We start from the raw sequence: 19,160 nt of genomic DNA, 5'->3' as shown, positions 1-19,160 counted from the left end.
TATGTACTCCTGTTGTTTTTTTAATTGTTGTTTTGTAGGCGCGCAGGTTTTTTCGAGACGAGTTCAGCCTGGCCCTGACAGTTTCATCAGGGCGTACTGGGGCCTCAGCGCGTGAGCTTTACGATTGACTCGGAAGTTCTGTCAGCTATTTAAACTGTCTGGGCGACAGGTGTCGGGCGCAGGTGGTAAACGAGCAAGCCGAGCACACCACCGACCACCAGTATCGAGGCCATGATGTACATCGCCGCATGGGTATTGCCGGTCACTTGAGTCAACCAACCCACGACAATTGTGCTGAAGAAACCGGCAATATTGCCCAGCGAGTTGATCAGCGCGACGCCCGTCGCGGCGGCTGCACCGCCAACCACGGCGCTGGGCATGCCCCAGAAAACCGGCAGGCTGCTGACCATCGCGGCCGTGCCTATGGTCAGGCCAATCATGCCGAGCAACAGGTTGTCTCCAAAATAGGTGCCGAAGGCTATGCCCAGTGCGCCGATGCAGGCGCAAATTGCCAAATGCCAGCGGTACTCCCCACGCCGGTCGGAACTACGCCCTACCAACACCATAGTGATTGCAGCTGCCGCGTAGGGGATGGCACTGAGCACACCGATAACCGCCGGTTGCTGCACGCCGCTGTTACGGATGATGGTCGGAAGCCAGAAGCTGATCACGTACTGGCCCAGCACCAGGCAGAAATACACGGCGCCGAGCAGCCAGATCTGCGGATTGACCAAGCCGTCGCGCAGGCGATGGCTTTGTTTCTGCGAAGCCTCACGATCGATGGCCGCCTGCATGCCCTGGCGTTCTTCAGGCGTCAGCCAATGAGCATCAGCGATTCTGTCGCGCAGCAGGAAAAATACCGCCGCCCCCAGGGCTACTGCAGGCAGCCCTTCAATGACAAACAGCCACTGCCAGCCTGCGTAACCCGCTACGCCGTTGAGGTTTTGCAGGATAAAACCCGAGATAAGAGCGCCGAGCATGCTCGAGACGGGCAGGGCTGTGATGAACATGGCCGTCATCACCCCGCGTCGATGGCTGGGGAACCAGGTGGTGAGATAGAAGATGATGCCGGGAAAGAATCCCGCCTCGGCAATACCAATCAGCAAACGCAGTGCGTAGAAGGCTAGGGGTGTCTCGATGAACATCATCGCCGCCGACAAAAGCCCCCATGTCACCATGATGCGAGCGATCCAGCGGCGAGCGCCAAAGCGGTGGAGGGCAATGTTGCTGGGGATTTCGAACATCAGGTAGCCGACGAAGAAAATACCCGCGCCCAAGCCATAAACGGCGTCACTGAATTTTAGATCGTCGAGCATCTGCAACTTGGCGAAACCGACGTTGACCCGGTCCAGATAAGCGACCAGATAACAGACGATCAACAGCGGGATGATCCGCCAGGCCGTCTTGCGGTAGGCTGATTTCAATGCGTGGTCGGGCATCACGCCCGCAGGGAGTGGAGGTTGGTTCATGTCTAGCCTCTTTATTGTTGTTGTCGAAGCGAAGATGAAACTCTTGTTCAGGTAGCAGGCAGTAAGCGTGTCGAAGGCCATTCGCCTGATCGGCACATATCGTGTACCACCTGGCTTATCAGCTGCGCGATCAGGGTCCGCAGGTTGCTCGCGGGTCGCGTTCCGCAGGTGCAGATACCTAGCGTCCGGAATACCCCAGGCGCAACAAAGGGGTGGGCTACCAAACGCCCTTCAGCCACTTCCCGCACCGCCAGATTGAGCGGCATGATGGTCGGTCCAATGCCAGCCTCGACGGCACTTTTGAGGATGTAGACCGAGTTGACTTCCATGGCCACTGCGGCGGGCGCTCGCTGTTGCTGTTCCAGGGCCTGATCGACGACGGCCCGGGTGCTGTGGCTGTGGGCCTTGCTGGGAAAGACCAGCGGCCGTGTCACGGCTTGGGCCAGAGTCACCTCGCCGGGAGGCGGCGCCTCAGGGTCATTGGCGCGATGGATCAGATAGAGGTCCTCTTCAATCAGCGGCGTGAAGCTCACTTCCGCAGGCAATCCCGTTGGCGTGAACAGCGCGATGTCGACACTGCCACGGATCAACTGGTCGACCAGGTTGCCGGTCAACTCTTCATTCAATTGCAGCTCCACCTGGGGGTAGATCCGGCCCACTGCCTGCAGCAGCGGCAGGGCAATGATCGGCGAAACGCTCTGCGGCAGCGCCACGACGATGGAACCCGTCAATACGCCATGCCCCGGCAGGACCGCCGCCTTGGCGTCGCGCAATTGCTTGAGAATGCCCAGGGCATACTCGTAGAACACCTGGCCCGCCTCGTTGATGGCGATGCCGCTATTGCTGCGATGGAACAGCGTCACACCCAATTCGTCCTCCAACGCGCACATCTGCTTGCTCAACGCCGATTGCGCGATGAGCACCTTGCGGGCCGCCCCTGAAAGGCTGCCCGCATCAGCAACGGCCAGGAAGTATTTGAGCTGGCGGATTTCCATAAGCGTACCTCTTGCAAATCTGGGGTTTACGCCGCCGGTGTACCGCGGGCAAAAATCTTCCCGGGGTTCATCAATTGCTGTGGGTCCATCGCTGCCTTGATGGCCGCCATGGTGTCTACCGTATTCTGGCCAAATTCCGACAGCATGAATGATTGCTTGGTCAGGCCGACGCCGTGTTCTCCGGTGCATGAACCGTTCATGGCGATGGCGCGTTCGGCCAGACGGTGAGCGACGATGGTTGCCCGTTCCAATTGTGCCGGGTCGTCCGGGTCGATCAGGATCACCGCATGAAAGTTTCCATCGCCAACGTGGCCGAATATGGGGGCCAGCAAGTCGTGCTCCTGCAGGTCGATGGCAGTCGCCTCGATGCATTCGGCCAGTCGCGAGATAGGGACAACCGCATCGGTCGTGACCGAGCGGCAACCTGGGCGCAGCGCCAGTGCGGCGAAGTAGGCATCATGCCGTGCCTGCCACAGCCGGCTGCGGTCTTCAGGGTGCATTGCCCATTCAAAGTCCTGTCCACCCTGTTCGTCGGCAAGCATGCGTAGCATTTCCACCTGTTCCTTGACGCTGGACTCGGAGCCATGCAGTTCGAAGAACAGGGAAGGGGCTTCTTGTAGCGTGGTCTTGCTGTAGGCATTGAGCGCGCGAACCGTCAGTGCGTCGATCAGTTCAATACGCGCCATCGGTATGCCCAACTGGATGGCCTGGATAACCGTGCGCACCGCGTGATCGACACTGGGAAAATTGCACACTGCCGCGGAAATGGCCTCCGGGATCGGGTGCAGTTTCACTGTCAGCTCGGCAACGGTGGCCAAGGTGCCGCCGGAGCCCACCAACAGGTGAGTCAGGTCATAGCCAGCCGACGACTTGCGTGCCCGGCCTCCGGTCTGCAGCACACGGCCATCGGCAAGTACGGCAGTCATGGCCAAGACGTTTTCGCGCATCGTTCCGTAGCGCACCGCGTTGGTGCCCGAAGCTCGGGTGGCCGCCATGCCGCCCAATGAAGCATCGGCACCCGGGTCGATAGGGAAGAACAAGCCGGTCCCGTGCAAGGCGGCATTCAACTGTTTGCGGGTTACCCCTGGTTGTACCGTGACATCCATGTCGTCGATGCGCACTTCGATGATCTGGTTCATGCCCGACAAATCTATGCAGATGCCGCCGTGTACCGCATGCAGCCAACCCTCCAGAGAGCTGCCGCTGCCGTAGGGGATGATCGGCACTCGATGGGTGTGGCAGGCCTTCTGCACGCTGACGATTTCTGCAAGGCTGTTCACAAAGGCCACCGCTTGCGGCGGCATAGGATCAAGGGCGGAAATGTCACTGCCGTGATGCTCACGAACACTCGCTGAAGAACTGAACCTGACACCGAGCAGGGCAGTCAGTTCTTCGAGCAGCGCTGATGGCAGTGAGTTGAAATCGAACGTATTGATCGCAGGGCCTTGCATGCAGGGATCTCCTGTTGTTTTTGTTCATGCCAAGCGACATTGGAGAACGAGGCATTCGGCACGGTGGGGAGTTGGCTATATCTTAGCCGCATGGACTGGCTTGCGGTTATTCAGAATAGAGATGGCCATATCCCTGTGAAAGATGGAGCCACCAACGATTCTACGGGGCGGTTCGCTGCCAGGGCGGCGCCTTTTTCCGGCATAAGGAAAACCGATACCTGCTTAATGACTTCACAGACGACGCTCGGCAAGCGCTTGCTTTAAGGTCGACACTACCGACTTGGCGGTAGTAGCGGCGATTGAGTCGCTATAGCCGCCATACTAATAAATCAAAGGAATTGAACAGGGTCATGCGTTTCGATGACACCGGGTTCTCCCGCCGTTCGCTGCTCAAAAAAGCTCTCGTGCTGACAGCCAGCGCCGCGCTCAGCATGTCGATCCTCAGACCGCCTCAAGCAGTGGTCAGCAGAGCGCAGCCAAGTTTATGGCTCCCGGCAGTCAGTTTACGCACGAGCAAATTGTTGCCACAAATCGTGCCATGACAGCCTGAGTAGTTTTCTTCCTATGTCATGCACCTGCACGTCAAATCCCCAGGGGATATCGACGATTAAGGTGTTTGACACTTCCAGCGGACAGGTTGATCTGTTGTTTACTACCGGCTTTTCTGAATGATTGATTTGGTTGGAATCGGAATAAATTGAAACGTCCATCCCATTGCTTTTGGCCGATTTCTGCCTGTTGCGACCGGCTGAAACCGCCCCAAAACGCACATCAGTGGCAGGCAACGCCTCGGCGATGTTCAAGGAGAGCAGGGTGCCTGATGCAGAACGGACGATATTGATAAACCGGCGTGGCTCAGGCCGTTGCGAACCCCACTCAGGCGGGGAACCGGGCGATCCAGTGCCTGGCAATCTCTTCGCGCCGGCAGATCCACACCGCGTCGTGGCCTTGCACGTAATCGAGAAAGCGCGCCAGTGCCATCGCACGACCAGGGTGGCCACTGATCCGCCCATGCAGGCCGACGCTCATCATCTTCGGGTGTTGCGCGCCTTCCTGCCACAGCAGGTCGAACGCATCCTTGAGCAGCTGGAAGAAGTCTTCACCGCAGGCGAAACCGTTTGGCAGCAGATAGCGGGCGTCGTTGTTGACCAGTGTGTAGGGGATCACCAGGTGGGCGGGCGAGCCCGGGAGCCAGTAGGGCAGGTCATCGTTGTAGGCGTCCGAGCTGTAGAGAAACCCGCCTTCCTCACGCAACAGGCGACGGGTGTTCTGGCTGACCCTTCCTGTGTACCAACCGACGGGGCGTTTGCCGCAGGCCTGCTCGATCACGTCGAGGGTGAGGCGGATATGGCGCCGCTCCTGGTCTTCAGGCATGTCGCGATAGTCCAGCCAACGGTAGCCATGCCCGGCAATCTCATGCCCGGCAGCGCTGAGCGCCTGGCCAATTGCCGGAGTGAGTTCCAGTGCCCGGCCGACGGCGAAGGCGGTCAGCGGCAGGCCTCGGGCGCGGAACAGTTCCAGAATGCGCCACACACCTGCGCGCGATCCGTATTCGTACATGCCCTCGACGCTCAAGTCCGGTTCCCCCACACGCGGCGGGCGGCCCGGTAGCTCGTGAAGCCAGGCCTCCGACTGGGGATCGCCATTGAGCAGGCAGGATTCCGCGCCTTCTTCGATATTGAGTACGAACTGGACCGCGACGCGCGCCTCACCGGGCCATCGCGGGTGGGGTGGACGGCCGCCATAACCGATGAGGTCGCGGGCGGACATCAGCCCAACTCGAAGGTGGTGACGCCGAACACACGCTCGTGGGCGATCGCCGGAGGAGGGCCGAGGTACATGCGTGCGCAGCCGAACACCTCGGTCATGCCCTGTTGGCGCACGAGCGCCATGGCGTCGGGGTTGTTCTCCGGGGCATCGAGAAACAGCGGGCCACCCTGCGCAAAGTCCGCCAGGCGTGCGTAGAGGGCATTGGCCGCCAGGGCGTCATCGGCGAACAAGGGGCCGATCTTGCAGCCTTCCCGGCATAGCCTTATCACGCCATAGCCGCTCAGCCTGCCCTCGCGCCGGCAACCCACGGCGAGAGCATCGGCCTGGGCTATCCACCCGCTCAGGAAAGTGACGCGCGGGGCGGGGAAGCAGGTGCGGTCGTAATCGACCACCTGATCGAACGGAAAGGCGGCCAACGGGACGATGTCCTGGTCGTCTGCCTGGGTGGTCGTCGGGCGCTCGGTGATCTCGGCACGAAAACGCAGGTTGCGATGGGAGAAGACGAAACCACCCTTGGCGTAGTAGTCCTGCATCGCGAAGACGCCGTCCATGCCGATGCTCGCGCCCGGGCGCAGGCGGGCGAGGAGTCGCTCGCGGCGTGCGTGCCAGAGGGTATTGCCCAGGCCCTGGCTGCGATACTCAGGCCGGACGATGAAAAAACCCATGAAACCGAATTCGCCATGGTAGGAGGTGATGGCACCGCCGCCGATCAATTCGCCGTCCCGGGACGCCGCGATGAAGGCGGCAGGGTCCGTGGCCCAGAACAGCTCGGCATCGTGAAGGCCGGGGTTCCAGCCCTCACGGGCAGCCCACTCGACAAGTTCGTCCAGCTCGGGACGGGTCATGTTGCGTATGACCAGCTCATTCGACACCGTGAAATTCTCCTCAGTCGCTAATCGGGCGTGTGGTCCATCCCCGCCCGGAACCCTTTCGGTATAGCTTCAAGCCGTGTATTGATCCAGCGCGTGATGTCGCCTCAAGGCGTTCACCGGGGCGCTTTCAAAAAGCGTTGTTCATGATCCGGATCCGGCAACAGGCAGGTGTCGTATTTGCCGAAGAGCCGATAACGGTTGAGCGCAATGCGGTCGTAGGCCCAATCCCGAAGTGGGCGAGGGATGATGCGCAACAGGTTCACGGGGCGCCAGATTGCGGGTAACTGGGCAAAGATTTCGAAAAATGCTTGGGAACGCTCCCAGTAGAATCGGTCACGGATCACCGCCATGCTGTGGAATTGATCCAAGGGCAGACCTGCCCAGGCGAGCAGCGCCTGTCCTTCGGGTGACTGAACCGCCGCCAACCGCACGCGCCGCTGGCGGTCATGGCGAATCACGAACCTCACCCAGCCATTGCACAGCTTGCAGACACCGTCGAACAACACCACCGTCTCTCCGGGTTTGAGCAGCGGCGCGGGGGAGGGGAGGATTTTCGAGGCTGGCATGAGCGTGGGTCCAAGGGCGCCTGGGTATCGCGGATCATAACCGCGTGCCGGCGGTGAAGTCTGTGCGCGACGATCCAGTAACGGTGGGTTCCGTAATGGGGGGCAGCACGTTCAGCCGACAGGGGCGCTTTGGTCGACAGCATCGGTGCGCTCCACTACTCGAATGCCTTTTTCCGCGAGCGCTTGCCGCACTGTCACTTGGTAGGCATCTATTGCACCGCGTAGCCAGGTCTCAAATTTTTGGCTAGCCGGTGAGTTCGGTCTTGCCTTGGGTTTGAACAGACTGTAGTTCTGCGCGCTGACCAGGCCCAGCGGGTAGGGAACGATCAGCTCGCCTGTTTGGATGGCGGGCAATGCAAGGAAGCTGTCGCCGATGGTCAGACCGCCACCTGATGCGGCGACCGATAGGCACAGGGTGGTTTCGTTGAACACTGTCTGCTGGCGACGCGGGCCGCCAGGATCCAGCCCGGTCAGGGTACACCACTCGTCCCAGACATCGTAATTGGCATCGATCAGGTAAGGCGCTTCGCAAGGCTTGTGGCCCTCACCTAAATAGGTTTCTGCAAAGCTGCGGGTGCAGACCAGAACGTCGATCCAGCGGCACAGCTCAGTCTCTTCCAGCCCTCCGCCCGCCCTGGCTCCATGCATACCATAGAAAATTCGGAAGTCGAAATCCTCATCGAGGCGGAAGCTAAAGTTGTTTTCGGCGGTGATTTCTACGGATATCCCGGGATTGGCAACCAGAAACTTCCCAACCTGGCCGGCCAGCCAGCTTGACGCGAAGTCACGGCAGACCAACACCCGTAGATGTTCTCCCCGCCGTGCCCGGCGGCTGATGGTATCGGTGGTCAGCTGAATCAACTCGAAGGCTTGTTGCAGGGCCGCAAACAGCTCGCGGCCCGCCGAAGTCAGGCGGATCACATTGCCCGTGCGCTGGAGCAGGGCGCAGCCCATGTCGCTCTCCAACTGCGTAACCTGTTTTGACACTGCTGGACGCGTTACATGCAGCTCTTCCGCAGCGGACGAAATGCTATTGAGTCGGGCAACGGCCTCGAAGGCGCGAAGCGCGGTTAGCGACTGATGTTTTCTCAAAGGGGGCGCTCCGTAACCTGAAGTGACTCAGGCTGAAATCTTGTCACTTGCCCGTATAGGAGCCTGACTTTAGCTTTGACGTCAATTCCAACACGCAATTCCGAGGTTTCATAATGCTCCTACCAATCCGTTTTTCTTCGACTGGCCCAAGTGACTGGCAGCAATTGCCGAACGAGGCTCTGGAACATGCCGAGCTGATCGAAGGCCAGCCGATGGGCCTGGATCATGCCTACTTCTGCCGTAGCGAGCCACCGGTGAAGTCGGGTATCTGGCGTTGCGAACCTTACACCGAGCGTTACGAGAACTATCCGGCTGATGAGTTCATGGTGGTACTGGAGGGGGAGGTCACTCTCGAAGCAGACGGTTTCTGCGAAACCTATACCCAAGGTGATTCCTTTCTGGTGCCCAAGGGGTTTCGTGGTGTGTGGCGTCAGCCAGTTCCGATGCTGAAGTTTTATGTGATTGTCGGTTAGCCAGCTGAAGAGTTGGGTGTGAGTCATAACAACCAATCGCAAAGCGCAAACTGAGCAATCGCTCCTTTAAACCAACCCGGACCCTGAACCTGGCGCGGACATTGCCGAGCGGGGTGAATGGGTCTGCCTCCAGCATTACGTCTGTGGGAATCATTACCATGTCGACTCTAAAGCAAACATCGTTATCCAACCCGCAAGACGAAGGGCGCTATGACTACATCATCGTCGGTGCCGGCGCAGCCGGTTGCGTTATGGCCAATCGCCTTGGTGAAGACCCGGACTTGCGGATATTGGTGATCGAGGCGGGTGGCAGCGATGCCTCGCTCTTCGTGTCGATGCCGGCCGCACTGTCGATCCCGATGAACACCAAACGCTTCAACTGGGGCATGAAGACCGAGCCGGAGCCTGGCCTGGATGGGCGGCAAGTGAACCTGCCCCGTGGCAAAGGGCTGGGTGGCTCATCGTCGATCAACGGCATGTGTTGGGTTCGCGGAAACCCCATGGATTATGAACTATGGGAGGCGCTGGGTGCCGATGGCTGGCGCTGGTCCAACGTGCTCCCTTACTTCCAGCGTCTGGAAAACGTCGAGGGCGGAGGCTCTCTGCGCGGGGTCAATGGGCCCATGCACATCAAGCGGGGGCCGGAAACCAATCCACTCTATCGGGCCTTCGTCAAAGCCGGAAACGAGGCCGGCTACGCTTTAAGTGACAACATGAACAATCGGCAGCACGAAGGCTTCGGGCCGATGGAAATGAACGTTTGCGACGGGCGCCGCATGAGCGCTGCCCGGGCCTATCTGCGGCCTGCCATCGCCCGGGGGAACGTACGTGTAATCAAGGGCGGCCTGGTTGATCGAGTGATGTTCGATGGCCGACGAGCAACCGGTGTTTTGTTTTCGGTAGCGGGCAAGCCTGCGCGAGCCATGGCCACGCGGGAAGTCATCCTGTCAGCTGGGGCCATCATGTCTCCGGTGATTCTCAAGCGCTCGGGCGTGGGACCTGCGAGGGAGCTCGCGCAGCAGGGTATTGCAGTGATCCATGACTCACCCGAAGTGGGCGAAAACCTGATGGATCATATGGAGCTCTACCTTCAGATGGAGTGCACCCAGCCGGTTAGCCTGTTTCCCACCCAGAGCCTTCTGGGCAAGGCCAGGATCGGTATCGAGTGGCTCGCTACCCGGCGCGGGCCTGGTGCGACCAACCACTTCGAGAGCGGCGGTCATATTCGCAGCCGGGCGGGCATCGTTTATCCCGACATCCAGTTTCACTTCCTGCCGCTGGCCATCTCCTATGACGGACAGACACTCGCCGCCGGGCACGGCTTCCAGGTGCATGTCGGCACAAAGCGTTCGAAGAGCCGCGGTTGGGTCAGGCTGCGTGACGCCCGTCCGGAAAGTTTGCCGCGAGTACGCTTCAACTACATGACCCATAGCGATGATTGGACGGAGTTCAGGGCCTGCGTTCGCCTGACGCGGGAAATCTTCGCTCAGCCGGCCTTCGCCCCTTATCGGGGTCGAGAACTGGCCCCGGGCGCGGCAGTGCAGGACGATGCCGCCATAGATGCCTTTCTCAAGCAGAAGTTGGAAAGCGCCTACCATCCCTGCGGCACTTGTCGTATGGGCAGCGACGAAGCTGCGGTGACATTCCCCGACGGTCGGGTGCGTGGCGTGGAGGCGCTGCGGGTGGTAGATGCCTCGCTGATGCCCGCTGCCACAGCTGGCGACTTGCAGGCACCAACACTGATGCTGGCCGAGCGGCTGTCCGATCTGATCCGTGGCCGTCACCTGCCGGAGGCGCAGGGCGCCGAGTTACTGGCAGATCCGCAATGGGCCACCCGGCAACGCGGCCCCAATATCACCCGAGACTATTCCGGCGAGCGAAATCGGCTAGCGGCCGCGTTATTGGAAAATGCCAAGGGACAACAGCTGCCGATGGTGGCGGGTTGAGTCACAGCGTTACCGGGCAACGAAGCTACGCATAATCGAGCTTTCGTTCTGCTTTCAGCTGTACAGGTAATAAAAGTTACTGCGATTGACCAGCAATTGGAGGGTGCCCCGGAAAGTTTGATGAATGAAGCCTCAGTGATTCAGCCCCGATCAATCTCAATTAGGAAAACAAGAAAATGGGAACGACATCAAACGGGAAAACAGCCACGGTGACGCCTGTCATTCAGCAGGGCCGACTCGATGGTGCGGAACGGCGCTCTGTAGATTTCGTACCGGTGGCGGAGCGCCATGGCACGGTGCGACATCTAGGTGCGGTCTGGTTAGTTGCCAACATCAATCTGACCGCAATGGCTACCGGCGTTACCACACTGGCGCTTGGCGGTTCACTGTTCTGGACTCTGGTTGCCACCGTGTTCGGTTCACTGTTCGGAACCCTTTTCATGGCTCTGCATTCTTCGCAGGGGCCTCACCTGGGTCTACCGCAGTTAGTTCAGTCCAGAGCACAGTTCGGATTTTTAGGGGCCGCGATCACGGTGTGGGTCTTCGCCTTTGTGAACTACTTCAACTACAACGTCGCCGACGCGATCCTCGCAGGATCGAGTCTGCATTTCCTCCTCGGGATTCCAACTTCCTGGGGGTTCCCAATTGCGGTATTGATCGCCGGCACCTTGGCGCTGTATGGCTACCGGTGGATCCATCGGGTTAACCGATTCCTGGTCGCACCGCTGGCCTTGACGGTCGTGATACTCACCTTTGCTGCGGTGGCGCGGGGCGGGATTCCTTCGGGTGCTTTCACTCCGGGGCCCATTCAATGGCATTCGTTCGCGACCACCTTCGTAATCGTCGCAGGTTTCCAGCTTGGTTGGGCGCCATACGTATCGGACTACTCCCGCTACCTCCCACCCACCGTTTCCACTCGATCGTCGTTCCTGTGGACCTATCTGCCTTCAGCGATATCAGCGCTATGGGTGATCGGCCTTGGCTCCTTGCTCGCGGCAGCGACCCCCGGCGTCTCCGTCATCATGGCGATCGCGCAAGGCGGCGACGCCCTGATGGCGGGAGGTGGTCGAATAGCCGTCGCATTGTTGTTCATCGGTCTTCTGGTGGTGATGGCGCTCAACGCTTACGGAGGCAGCTTGACCCTGATCTCGATCGTCGACTGTTTCCGTCGGGTCCGGCCATCGTTGTTTTTGAGGGGCATCACAATCGTCGCGATGACCCTGTCCGTAGGCTTTGTCGCGGCAATGGTCGGGGAGGAACAATTCAATGTTTTCTACGGCAACGTATTGGTATTTCTGGCCTATCTGTTCACACCATGGACTGCAATAAACCTGGTGGACTTTTATATCGTTCGCAAGGGGTGTTATTCGATCCGCGAACTCTTCAATCCGGCCGGTATTTACGGGCGGTGGGGATGGCAAGGAAACGTCGCCTATATCGGAGCACTGGTGATGATGGTGCCGTTTTTTGTCACCGAGCCTTTCACTGGATGGATAGCTCACCGGATGGGTGATATCGACATCTCGATGTTTGTAGGTCTTGTAGTCGCAAGCCTCCTCTATTTGCTCACATCTCGGACTCTTGATTTGAGCTACGAGCGAAGCCTGGTGGAAAAAGAAGGAATAGATGGCGAGCTATGAAGGCAGTCCGATGTTTCGGGCAAAGAATTTATCCCTATCGACACGAAAAAGTAGAGTTAGAACCATGACGACAACCGGCTGGATTTGGGACGAAAGATTTATGACTCATGACACGCGGGCTTGGAGCCTACCGTGGCAGGAACCCATCGACCATCCTGAGAAGGGCGATACCAAGCGACGCTTCGCAAGCCTCGTCAAGCGAAGCGGCCTCGATCAATACCTTGTTCCGTTAGCATTCAGCCCGGCCTCGGAGTCCGATCTATTGCGGGTACACACTCCGGAGTATGTCGACCGAATCCTGAACCCGACCGGTCCTGTCTGGAGCGATGCAGGCGACGGTGAAACGCCCGTCGGACCAGGGTCGGCAGACATTGCCAGACTTGCAGCAGGCGCTGTCATCTCGGCGTTCAATGCAGTCGTATCGGGTACTGTGACGAACGCCTACGCGCTCATTCGACCGCCAGGACATCATGCAATTGCCAGTCAGGGGATGGGCTATTGCATATTCCACAACACCGCGGTCGGAATCCGCCATCTGCAGCAAACAGGAGCGGTGAAACGAGTCGCGGTCATCGACTGGGATGTTCATCATGGTAACGGGACCGAGACCCTTTTTTATGACGATCCGTCAGTGCTGACGATCTCTCTTCACCAGGACGACCTTTACCCCATCGGACGCGGAAAGGTACAAGACATCGGAACGGGTCCCGGACTGGGTGCCAACTTGAATATTCCACTACCCGCAGGGTCGGGCCGAGGGGCCTACCTGGGCGCATTCGAGCGTGTCGTAATGCCTGCGGTCCGCCGTTTTCAACCGGATCTCATCGTGATTGCGAGCGGATTTGACTCCGCTGCGATGGACCCCTTTGGCCGCCAACTCCTGTACTCCGGGGCATATCGCGAGCTGACGACTCAGGTAATGAATCTGGCAGAAGAAGTGTGCAAATCGCGGGTCGTCGCTGTGCATGAGGGGGGCTACGATCCGTTGATGGGACCATTCTGCGGTCTCGCTGTGGTTGAAACACTTGCAGGGCGGCGAACCGCAGTCGAGGACCCATGGATGAACACAGTCGCGAATCTTCCGGAACAAGCCTTGTTGCCGCACCATGACGCAGCGATACGAGCGTGTGAACAACTTCTCACGGGAGTACCTGATGGGTCCAAGAGCGCGCAATAACGGGGAATTTCAATAGCCTTCCACCGAAGGGGCAAGCCATTTGGCGATGAGGCGCCAGTGCTGACAAGCGCTGCGCCTCGACAGGACTCAGCCCACTGCCTGCAACCAGTTAAGTAAATCCATTTCCAGGCTGCCTGGCTGAGGGGGGGTGGGAGATAACAGGCAATAGCGTGTGCCGTCTTCAATAAATCCTAATGGCGCGGCTAACACGCCGCTCTGGATATCGTCGCGCACTAAGTGCCATGGGCCAATGGCCACCCCGAGGCCTGCGACAGCCGCCTGGATGCTGAAATAAAAGTGCTCAAAAGATTGCATCTCCATGGCGGGAGCGGGCAGTCCTTTTGCAGTAGCCCACTCCTGCCAAGCTGTAGGTCGGCTATTAGTTTGAAGCAGCGGGGCCGAGGAACGCAGGCATTTCCTGCTTTTGCCAAACCATTGATCTACCTTTTCCGGCCGGCATACAGGGCCGATCTTCTCAGGGAATAGGGTCTCGGCATGATAGTCGGAGGGGCGAGGAAAATCGTCCCGCCGAATGGCCAAGTCGATGCCATGGTCGAATGAAAAGATGCCGCCGCCGGCCACTAAATGAATGTCCAGCCCCCGATGTTGTGTTTGGAAGTCGTTCCAGCGAGGAATCAACCATCGCATTAAAAGCGTTGGCTCGCAGGACAGGACAAGCTGGCGGGTACGACGGGCGTCGGTGCGTATCTCGCGAACTGCCTGGTTCATCAATCCAAGCCCTTCACTAACTGCTTTCGCCAGGCGTTTGCCGGCGTCAGTTAAAAAAACCCTTCGGTTACGCCTCTCGAACAGGTCAACGCCCAGATCCTCTTCAAGCAAACGCACTGCTCGACTTATGGCACCTGGTGTCAGGTGCAGTTCGTCAGCCGCGCGGGCGAAGTTTTCGAACCGTCCGGCGGATTCGAAGCAACGCAACGCGAGCAGAGAAGGCAGGCGAGCCTCGGTGATTAGTGATTTGAAGTCACTATGTTCATCAGAAATCATCGTTATTACCAAAGAGCAGGATCTGTAAACATCGCTTTCTACTACCAGTAATTGAAGGGTGTCGCATGAGCGAATGGATAGCAGTAATCACCATTACAATACTCGCATGCATCAGTCCTGGGCCAGATTTCGCCATGGTTTCTCGCAACGGATTGCTACTGTCTCGACGGGCGGGCGTCCTCACAGCTGCAGGAATTGGTATGGGGGTGCTTGTCCACGTCTGCTATACGCTGCTCGGACTAGGGTTAGTGCTTCAACAAACGCCTTGGTTGTTCAATGCACTGAAGCTGGCTGGAGCTGCGTATCTCGTCTATCTAGGCATCCAGATGCTTCGTTCCAAGCCGGCTATCGAACAGCTGGACGCACCGCCGCCCGCCATGTCCGATCTGGCAGCTCTGCGGACGGGATTTCTCACGAACGCGTTGAATCCGAAAACATCGATCTTCATCGTCAGTCTGTTCATGGGTGTTATACAACCGGACACCGCCCTGACAATGCAAATTGCATATGGGCTGTTTATCGCTGGGGCGCACGCAGTGTGGTTCAGCCTCGTCGCGCTTTGCTTCTCAGCGGGAATGGTGCGCGAAAAATTGGTGGCTGCACGACTATGGATTGACCGAGTTTTTGGCGGCCTGCTCGTGAGCTTCGGGATATTACTGACAATCGCTCAGCGTTCAGCCTGAGTTGAATTAGCCCTTGCGCAGGGCCTTTGAAGCACACCGCCTGTTCGAGGTGTTTCTCGACCTGACTCTTTTGTGTATGAGTCTTTACTTGGGCAGTTTGAATGACCGCTATTCGGGGTGCACTGCCAAAGCCATTCGTTTGTATGAGCAGATGGACCTGCTGAGCCTGCAGCGCCGTGGCAGTTATCGGTTGTACACGGCCCATCGCCTGACGCTGGTGCAGATGATCCGCACGGGCCAGGCGGTGGGGTTCAAGCCGGGACGGCGGAGCCTGAAATGGACAAGGCAGGGTAGGGGTTGCCCCAAGGGACAGAGTCAAGCGCGGGCGTCAGGGCCCGGCACTTCAAGATCATCGTTTTTGTGAAATCACACCACCCATGTATTGATTCAAATCGCGCAGGTCTTTAACGCTCCATGCGTTCGGCGATAGCTTTACACCATTCTTACGCAAGGTTCCTGGAATCAAGTCGCCATTTGGGCGGAGTATTATCGAAGAGACAATCACGCCCGGATAATCATTCAATCGCTTTTTGAAAGCGGACGTTGTCAGATCAGGCGTAGGTGGATTGCTTTTATTGGCCAGTGGTCCTGTTGCCTTGAGATCTGTTCCGTGGCACATGCTGCATCGCTGTAGATAGAGATTTTTTCCATTGGCATTATCCGCGAAGGCCAGTGAAGTTTGAGTCAGCGATAAAATTCCCAGCGAAGCGATGAACAGTATTTTCATTGTTTTTTATCTTCCTTGATGGGCTCAGCGTCGATCGGACGCGAACTGGTGCGCGGGAAAGATATCAGCCGTCGCGTCGGCCCCCAAGCAGTCTGGTCGCCCCTTGGCTTGGGTCGATCGGCGATGAGTACTGCATCGAAACCCAAATCGCGGGCAGCACGGCAAGTACTGTCTACGCAGTATCGAGTTTTCATTCCTGTCACGTGAGCACACCCGGGATGAAAGTCGTTTCATGCCCGTTCTCAGGCCCGATTGTGTGTCCCGGGCCGAGCGGCCAATTGCGAGCGGGGCGTCAAGATGGCCAAGGCAACCGTCACGATGAAGAGCGCCGGCACGTCACCTGCCAAGTGCCCCATTTGCCCCGGCTGGGTGACCGTCTGGACGGCCATGATTGCTGCGTGTACGGCGCTGGACCACACGGTGAACCAGATCAGGCTCAGATGGGCTAATGGATCACGTGCGGCCAGGATCAAGAACACGCCAAGTGTGGCGTAGATGCCAACGATCATCATCGGGTAGTCCGAATGACCGACGTGCCAGGCCCAGCCGGACGGCCAGAACAGCATAAGTGGGTAGAGAGCAAGGCAGGCGAGGCCAGCCAAAACCAGGACGACACGCAAATACCTGAGGCGATCGACTAAGGTCATGGCGGACTCCTCATTGGGCCTGACTCTAATTTGACCCCAAGTGGGGTAATAACGCCTTCACGGGCTTGGTGGATAACAATCTGCTCAATCAGTTCCGGCAGTAGACCAAGCATAGGCCTCGTTGCTTGGTGGTGCACGTGTGCCCCTGTAGGAGCTGCCGGAGGCTGCGATCTTTTGATCTTGCTTTTGCGATCTGGAGATTGCTGAGGATCAAAAGATCGCAGCCTTCGGCAGCTCCTACAGATATTTCGTTATCTGTGTTCCCCCGGGATTCCGTGAAGAACCTTAGTTAACCATCACCTCGTCCAGCGCCTGCTCGAGGGTGCTGACCGTGCGCTCGATATTGTGCAGCTTTTCGAGTCCGAAGAGGCCGATGCGGAAGGTCTGGAAGTCGGCCGGTTCGTCGCATTGCAACGGCACTCCGGCGGCGATTTGCAGGCCGTGGTCGGCAAATTTCCTGCCGCTCTTGATGTCGGCATCGTCGGTGTAGCTCACCACTACGCCAGGGGCTTGAAAGCCGGCTGCAGCCACGCTTTTGAAACCTTTGCCGGTCAACATTGCGCGCACCCGATCGCCCAGCGCCTGTTGTTCGTCGCGGACCTTGTCGAAACCGTAGGCTTGCGTCTCTTTCATCACTTCGTTGAATCGCGTGAGGGAATCGCTGGGCATGGTCGCATGGTAGGCATGTCCGCCCTGTTCGTAGGCCTGCATGATCTGCAGCCACTTTTTCAGGTCGCAGGCGAAGCTGCTGCTTTGCGTCTGCTCGATTCGGCCAAGGGCCAGGGAACTGAACATCACCAGGGCGCAGCAAGGGGAGGCGCTCCAGCCTTTCTGCGGTGCGCTGATCAGCAGGTCGACTGCGCATTTGTGCATATCAACCCAAATGGTGCCTGAGGCGATGCAGTCCAGCACGAACAGGCCACCCACCGCATGCACGGCGTCGCCCACGGCCCGCAGGTACTCGTCGGGCAGGATAATCCCCGATGAGGTTTCAACGTGGGGGGCGAAGACTATCTGCGGCCTCGAAGCCGCAATGGCTGCCAGCACTTCGTCCAGAGGGGGTGGGGCGTAGGCCGCCTGGCGACCCGTGTCGACCGGTCGGGCTTTCAGCACCGTGGTGGCCGCCGGGATGTTGCCCATCTCAAGGATCTGGCTCCAGCGATAACTGAACCAGCCATTGCGTATCACCAGGCATGGCTGGTCGGTGGCAAACTGTCGCGCCACCGCTTCCATGCCGAATGTGCCGCTGCCCGGGACCACCGCAACAGCCTGGGCGTTGTAGACCTGTTTCAGAGTCGTGGAAATGTTCTTCATCACGCCTTGAAATGACTGCGACATGTGGTTGAGCGAGCGGTCGGTGTAGACCACCGAGTACTCGACCAGCCCCTCGGGATCGATACTGGGATAGAGCTTTGACATGGGGTGACTCCTTTGACAGAGATCTCAGTGGTATCGACCCTGCCCTAAGCCTTGGCAAATGACAAGATTGCTCGGGATTGAATGGCGACTTCTGTCGAGCGGTTGGCATCATCAGGTCGATTGCTAGGCGTGGCAATGCTCGCAGGTGGCTGCTGAGTTATGGGAGAGTGGGTCTTGAAGGTTCCTGCTTCCTCAGGGCGTGAAGCGGACATCCGGCCATCCCTCAAAGACGTATTCCAGGCACCGTCCGGGAAGGGGAAGTCCAATGCGTGCAGAGATCAGGACCGGCATTGGTCTCGCTGCGGGGGAGCGCCAATAGCTCTCGCCTGCAGTCCTTAAAATAGCCTGGTGATTTCATTCAGGATCCGATCCTGGGTTTGAGTACTTGGCCTGTGGCGGTAAGCTACTGCAAGAAAGGCAACGCCTTCGTAGTCGCAGCGAATCGAAAAAGTCATGCCTTCACGCAACCCATAGACTGATCTTTCTCCTGCTTCAACAAAATATCTGGCTTTTGTAAGAGCCACTCTGGCGTGCTGCAGGCAACCCGTTTGGCTAAGTGAGTGTTGTAGCCAACTGGTTGTGATTCGCACAGACGACGTCTCGCTGTCATCGACAGGTGGTCGAGTAATTTCTTTAGTCGCTGCAGTCATGTTCTCGTCGCTGGTGCAAGCGGTCAGCCCCATTGAGATAACACCCAGTAGAAAACCAAGACGAACGCTTGAATGCTTGAGTGGATTTCGCATGGTGGGGCGTACCTGTGATGATCTGCAATGAATGAAGTGTCAGGCCGCTCTTGCCGGTTTCAGTGCTGCCCTCAGGACTGCGGGTCGAACCCGAAGACGCGCAGTTCCTGGTCGCAGCGACAGGCCTTGGCGATGCGCGCTGCCCACGCTATGGCCTCATCGCGCGAAGGCAGTTCCAGCACGGTGAAGCCGCCGTCGAGCTTGGGCGCCCAAGGATAGCCGCCCATTGCAACCGCGCCGTCGGCAGAGACCAGTACGGGCGGTACGTCGTTGTCGATTCCGCCGCCGAAGACGTAGACACCGGCGTTTTTCGCCTCATCAATCACAGCGTGTGAGTCGCGGCGCACCGCTTCCCATTCGCCATCGGGCACTACCATCGCCGCGCTTGGAAAAGAGATCAGGTATTTGGCCACTGTGCTTCTTCCGGGAATTGATGGCGGTCGTGATGCCTGCGGGCGGCCTGCACCGTCCAATGGGCTCGCTGG

General features: G+C 58.5%; 20 protein-coding genes and 1 pseudogene. 6 read left to right on the top strand and 15 right to left on the bottom strand.

Annotation, left to right across the window (positions count from 1 at the left end; translation table 11 throughout):
• Positions 1–149: 149 nt before the first annotated feature.
• From KW841_RS22820 to KW841_RS22785, 8 genes are all read right to left on the bottom strand, one after another.
• The gene (locus tag KW841_RS22820; RefSeq protein ID WP_218480017.1) at positions 150–1,469 is read right to left on the bottom strand and encodes an MFS transporter; all 1,320 of its coding nucleotides are present in this window, start codon (positions 1,467–1,469) and stop codon (positions 150–152) included.
• A 47-nt stretch (positions 1,470–1,516) separates the two neighbouring features.
• Entirely contained in the window at positions 1,517–2,464 is a 948-nt protein-coding gene (locus KW841_RS22815) for a LysR family transcriptional regulator (RefSeq protein WP_218479868.1), read from the bottom strand.
• Between the two features lie 26 nt (positions 2,465–2,490).
• Complete coding sequence (locus KW841_RS22810; RefSeq protein WP_218479867.1) at positions 2,491–3,915, bottom strand: FAD-binding oxidoreductase; 1,425 nt, start codon at positions 3,913–3,915, stop codon at positions 2,491–2,493.
• Positions 3,916–4,418: 503 nt separating this feature from the next.
• The gene (locus KW841_RS29800; RefSeq protein WP_256357926.1) at positions 4,419–4,718 is read right to left on the bottom strand and encodes a hypothetical protein; all 300 of its coding nucleotides are present in this window, start codon (positions 4,716–4,718) and stop codon (positions 4,419–4,421) included.
• 73 nt (positions 4,719–4,791) lie between these two features.
• Positions 4,792–5,685: an allantoinase PuuE gene (gene puuE, locus KW841_RS22800; protein ID WP_218479865.1), complete on the bottom strand. Its 894-nt coding sequence runs from the start codon at positions 5,683–5,685 to the stop codon at positions 4,792–4,794.
• On the bottom strand, positions 5,685–6,557 hold the full coding sequence (locus KW841_RS22795; protein WP_218479864.1) for a GNAT family N-acetyltransferase: 873 nt from the start codon (positions 6,555–6,557) through the stop codon (positions 5,685–5,687). The genes puuE and KW841_RS22795 overlap by 1 nt, the downstream gene beginning before the upstream one ends.
• A 113-nt stretch (positions 6,558–6,670) precedes the next feature.
• Entirely contained in the window at positions 6,671–7,123 is a 453-nt protein-coding gene (locus tag KW841_RS22790) for a thiol-disulfide oxidoreductase DCC family protein (protein WP_218479863.1), read from the bottom strand.
• Between the two features lie 111 nt (positions 7,124–7,234).
• Entirely contained in the window at positions 7,235–8,215 is a 981-nt protein-coding gene (locus tag KW841_RS22785; RefSeq protein WP_218479862.1) for a LysR family transcriptional regulator, read from the bottom strand.
• A gap of 113 nt (positions 8,216–8,328) precedes the next feature.
• On the opposite strand from KW841_RS22785, the gene KW841_RS22780 reads away from it, so the two are divergent.
• The 4 genes from KW841_RS22780 (at position 8,329) to KW841_RS22765 (ending at position 13,451) form a co-directional block, all read left to right on the top strand.
• The gene (locus KW841_RS22780; RefSeq protein ID WP_218479861.1) at positions 8,329–8,688 is read left to right on the top strand and encodes a cupin domain-containing protein; all 360 of its coding nucleotides are present in this window, start codon (positions 8,329–8,331) and stop codon (positions 8,686–8,688) included.
• Between the two features lie 158 nt (positions 8,689–8,846).
• Positions 8,847–10,634, top strand: coding sequence for a choline dehydrogenase (locus tag KW841_RS22775; RefSeq protein WP_218479860.1), 1,788 nt, complete (start codon positions 8,847–8,849; stop codon positions 10,632–10,634).
• Positions 10,635–10,810: 176 nt separating this feature from the next.
• The gene (locus KW841_RS22770; protein ID WP_218479859.1) at positions 10,811–12,274 is read left to right on the top strand and encodes a cytosine permease; all 1,464 of its coding nucleotides are present in this window, start codon (positions 10,811–10,813) and stop codon (positions 12,272–12,274) included.
• Between the two features lie 64 nt (positions 12,275–12,338).
• Positions 12,339–13,451, top strand: a complete 1,113-nt coding sequence (locus KW841_RS22765) for a class II histone deacetylase (RefSeq protein WP_116582171.1) — start codon at positions 12,339–12,341, stop codon at positions 13,449–13,451.
• A gap of 87 nt (positions 13,452–13,538) precedes the next feature.
• Here KW841_RS22765 and KW841_RS22760 read toward each other — a convergent pair whose 3' ends face one another.
• A complete protein-coding gene (locus tag KW841_RS22760) occupies positions 13,539–14,456 on the bottom strand; it encodes a LysR family transcriptional regulator (RefSeq protein ID WP_218479858.1) in 918 nt (305 codons plus the stop codon).
• A gap of 65 nt (positions 14,457–14,521) precedes the next feature.
• Here KW841_RS22760 and KW841_RS22755 point away from each other — a divergent pair, with 65 nt between their 5' ends.
• Positions 14,522–15,139 carry a LysE family translocator gene (locus tag KW841_RS22755; RefSeq protein ID WP_218479857.1) on the top strand — a complete coding sequence of 206 codons (618 nt, stop codon included), beginning with the start codon at positions 14,522–14,524 and terminating at the stop codon, positions 15,137–15,139.
• Between the two features lie 76 nt (positions 15,140–15,215).
• Positions 15,216–15,503 (top strand): MerR family transcriptional regulator, encoded by a 288-nt coding sequence (locus tag KW841_RS30135; RefSeq protein ID WP_371319534.1) that lies wholly within the window; start codon positions 15,216–15,218, stop codon positions 15,501–15,503.
• On the opposite strand, the gene KW841_RS22750 is transcribed toward KW841_RS30135, so the two are convergent.
• From KW841_RS22750 to KW841_RS22725, 6 genes and pseudogenes are all read right to left on the bottom strand, one after another.
• Positions 15,489–15,866, bottom strand: a complete 378-nt coding sequence (locus tag KW841_RS22750; RefSeq protein ID WP_218479856.1) for a cytochrome c — start codon at positions 15,864–15,866, stop codon at positions 15,489–15,491. The genes KW841_RS30135 and KW841_RS22750 overlap by 15 nt on opposite strands.
• A gap of 116 nt (positions 15,867–15,982) precedes the next feature.
• A pseudogene (locus KW841_RS22745) lies at positions 15,983–16,069 on the bottom strand (isochorismatase family protein); the annotation flags it as partial.
• Positions 16,070–16,108: 39 nt separating this feature from the next.
• A complete protein-coding gene (locus KW841_RS22740) occupies positions 16,109–16,513 on the bottom strand; it encodes a DUF6632 domain-containing protein (RefSeq protein ID WP_218479855.1) in 405 nt (134 codons plus the stop codon).
• A 285-nt stretch (positions 16,514–16,798) separates the two neighbouring features.
• Positions 16,799–17,932, bottom strand: coding sequence for an aminotransferase class V-fold PLP-dependent enzyme (locus KW841_RS22735; RefSeq protein WP_218479854.1), 1,134 nt, complete (start codon positions 17,930–17,932; stop codon positions 16,799–16,801).
• Positions 17,933–18,267: 335 nt separating this feature from the next.
• On the bottom strand, positions 18,268–18,675 hold the full coding sequence (locus KW841_RS22730) for a hypothetical protein (protein WP_218479853.1): 408 nt from the start codon (positions 18,673–18,675) through the stop codon (positions 18,268–18,270).
• 71 nt (positions 18,676–18,746) lie between these two features.
• A complete protein-coding gene (locus KW841_RS22725; protein ID WP_218479852.1) occupies positions 18,747–19,088 on the bottom strand; it encodes a transcription initiation protein in 342 nt (113 codons plus the stop codon).
• Positions 19,089–19,160 lie beyond the last annotated feature (72 nt).

This window comes from Pseudomonas sp. PDM28, from assembly GCF_019219115.1.
Lineage (GTDB): Bacteria > Pseudomonadota > Gammaproteobacteria > Pseudomonadales > Pseudomonadaceae > Aquipseudomonas > Aquipseudomonas laurylsulfatiphila.
Note: the sequence above shows the minus strand (reverse complement) of the source record. Positions and strands in the feature narration are given on the sequence as shown.

What these genes read in the sequence shown, in the direction of transcription:
- puuE (WP_218479865.1), bottom strand. Translation starts at nt 5,685, where the DNA reads ATGTCCGCCCGCGACCTCATCGGTTATGGCGGCCGTCCACCCCACCCG.
- KW841_RS22735 (WP_218479854.1), bottom strand. Translation starts at nt 17,932, where the DNA reads ATGTCAAAGCTCTATCCCAGTATCGATCCCGAGGGGCTGGTCGAGTAC.
- KW841_RS22730 (WP_218479853.1), bottom strand. Translation starts at nt 18,675, where the DNA reads ATGCGAAATCCACTCAAGCATTCAAGCGTTCGTCTTGGTTTTCTACTG.
- KW841_RS22780 (WP_218479861.1), top strand. Translation starts at nt 8,329, where the DNA reads ATGCTCCTACCAATCCGTTTTTCTTCGACTGGCCCAAGTGACTGGCAG.
- KW841_RS22750 (WP_218479856.1), bottom strand. Translation starts at nt 15,866, where the DNA reads ATGAAAATACTGTTCATCGCTTCGCTGGGAATTTTATCGCTGACTCAA.
- KW841_RS22775 (WP_218479860.1), top strand. Translation starts at nt 8,847, where the DNA reads ATGTCGACTCTAAAGCAAACATCGTTATCCAACCCGCAAGACGAAGGG.
- KW841_RS22810 (WP_218479867.1), bottom strand. Translation starts at nt 3,915, where the DNA reads ATGCAAGGCCCTGCGATCAATACGTTCGATTTCAACTCACTGCCATCA.
- KW841_RS22765 (WP_116582171.1), top strand. Translation starts at nt 12,339, where the DNA reads ATGACGACAACCGGCTGGATTTGGGACGAAAGATTTATGACTCATGAC.
- KW841_RS22790 (WP_218479863.1), bottom strand. Translation starts at nt 7,123, where the DNA reads ATGCCAGCCTCGAAAATCCTCCCCTCCCCCGCGCCGCTGCTCAAACCC.
- KW841_RS22760 (WP_218479858.1), bottom strand. Translation starts at nt 14,456, where the DNA reads ATGATTTCTGATGAACATAGTGACTTCAAATCACTAATCACCGAGGCT.
- KW841_RS22820 (WP_218480017.1), bottom strand. Translation starts at nt 1,469, where the DNA reads ATGAACCAACCTCCACTCCCTGCGGGCGTGATGCCCGACCACGCATTG.
- KW841_RS22770 (WP_218479859.1), top strand. Translation starts at nt 10,811, where the DNA reads ATGGGAACGACATCAAACGGGAAAACAGCCACGGTGACGCCTGTCATT.
- KW841_RS22740 (WP_218479855.1), bottom strand. Translation starts at nt 16,513, where the DNA reads ATGACCTTAGTCGATCGCCTCAGGTATTTGCGTGTCGTCCTGGTTTTG.
- KW841_RS22755 (WP_218479857.1), top strand. Translation starts at nt 14,522, where the DNA reads ATGAGCGAATGGATAGCAGTAATCACCATTACAATACTCGCATGCATC.
- KW841_RS30135 (WP_371319534.1), top strand. Translation starts at nt 15,216, where the DNA reads ATGAGTCTTTACTTGGGCAGTTTGAATGACCGCTATTCGGGGTGCACT.
- KW841_RS22815 (WP_218479868.1), bottom strand. Translation starts at nt 2,464, where the DNA reads ATGGAAATCCGCCAGCTCAAATACTTCCTGGCCGTTGCTGATGCGGGC.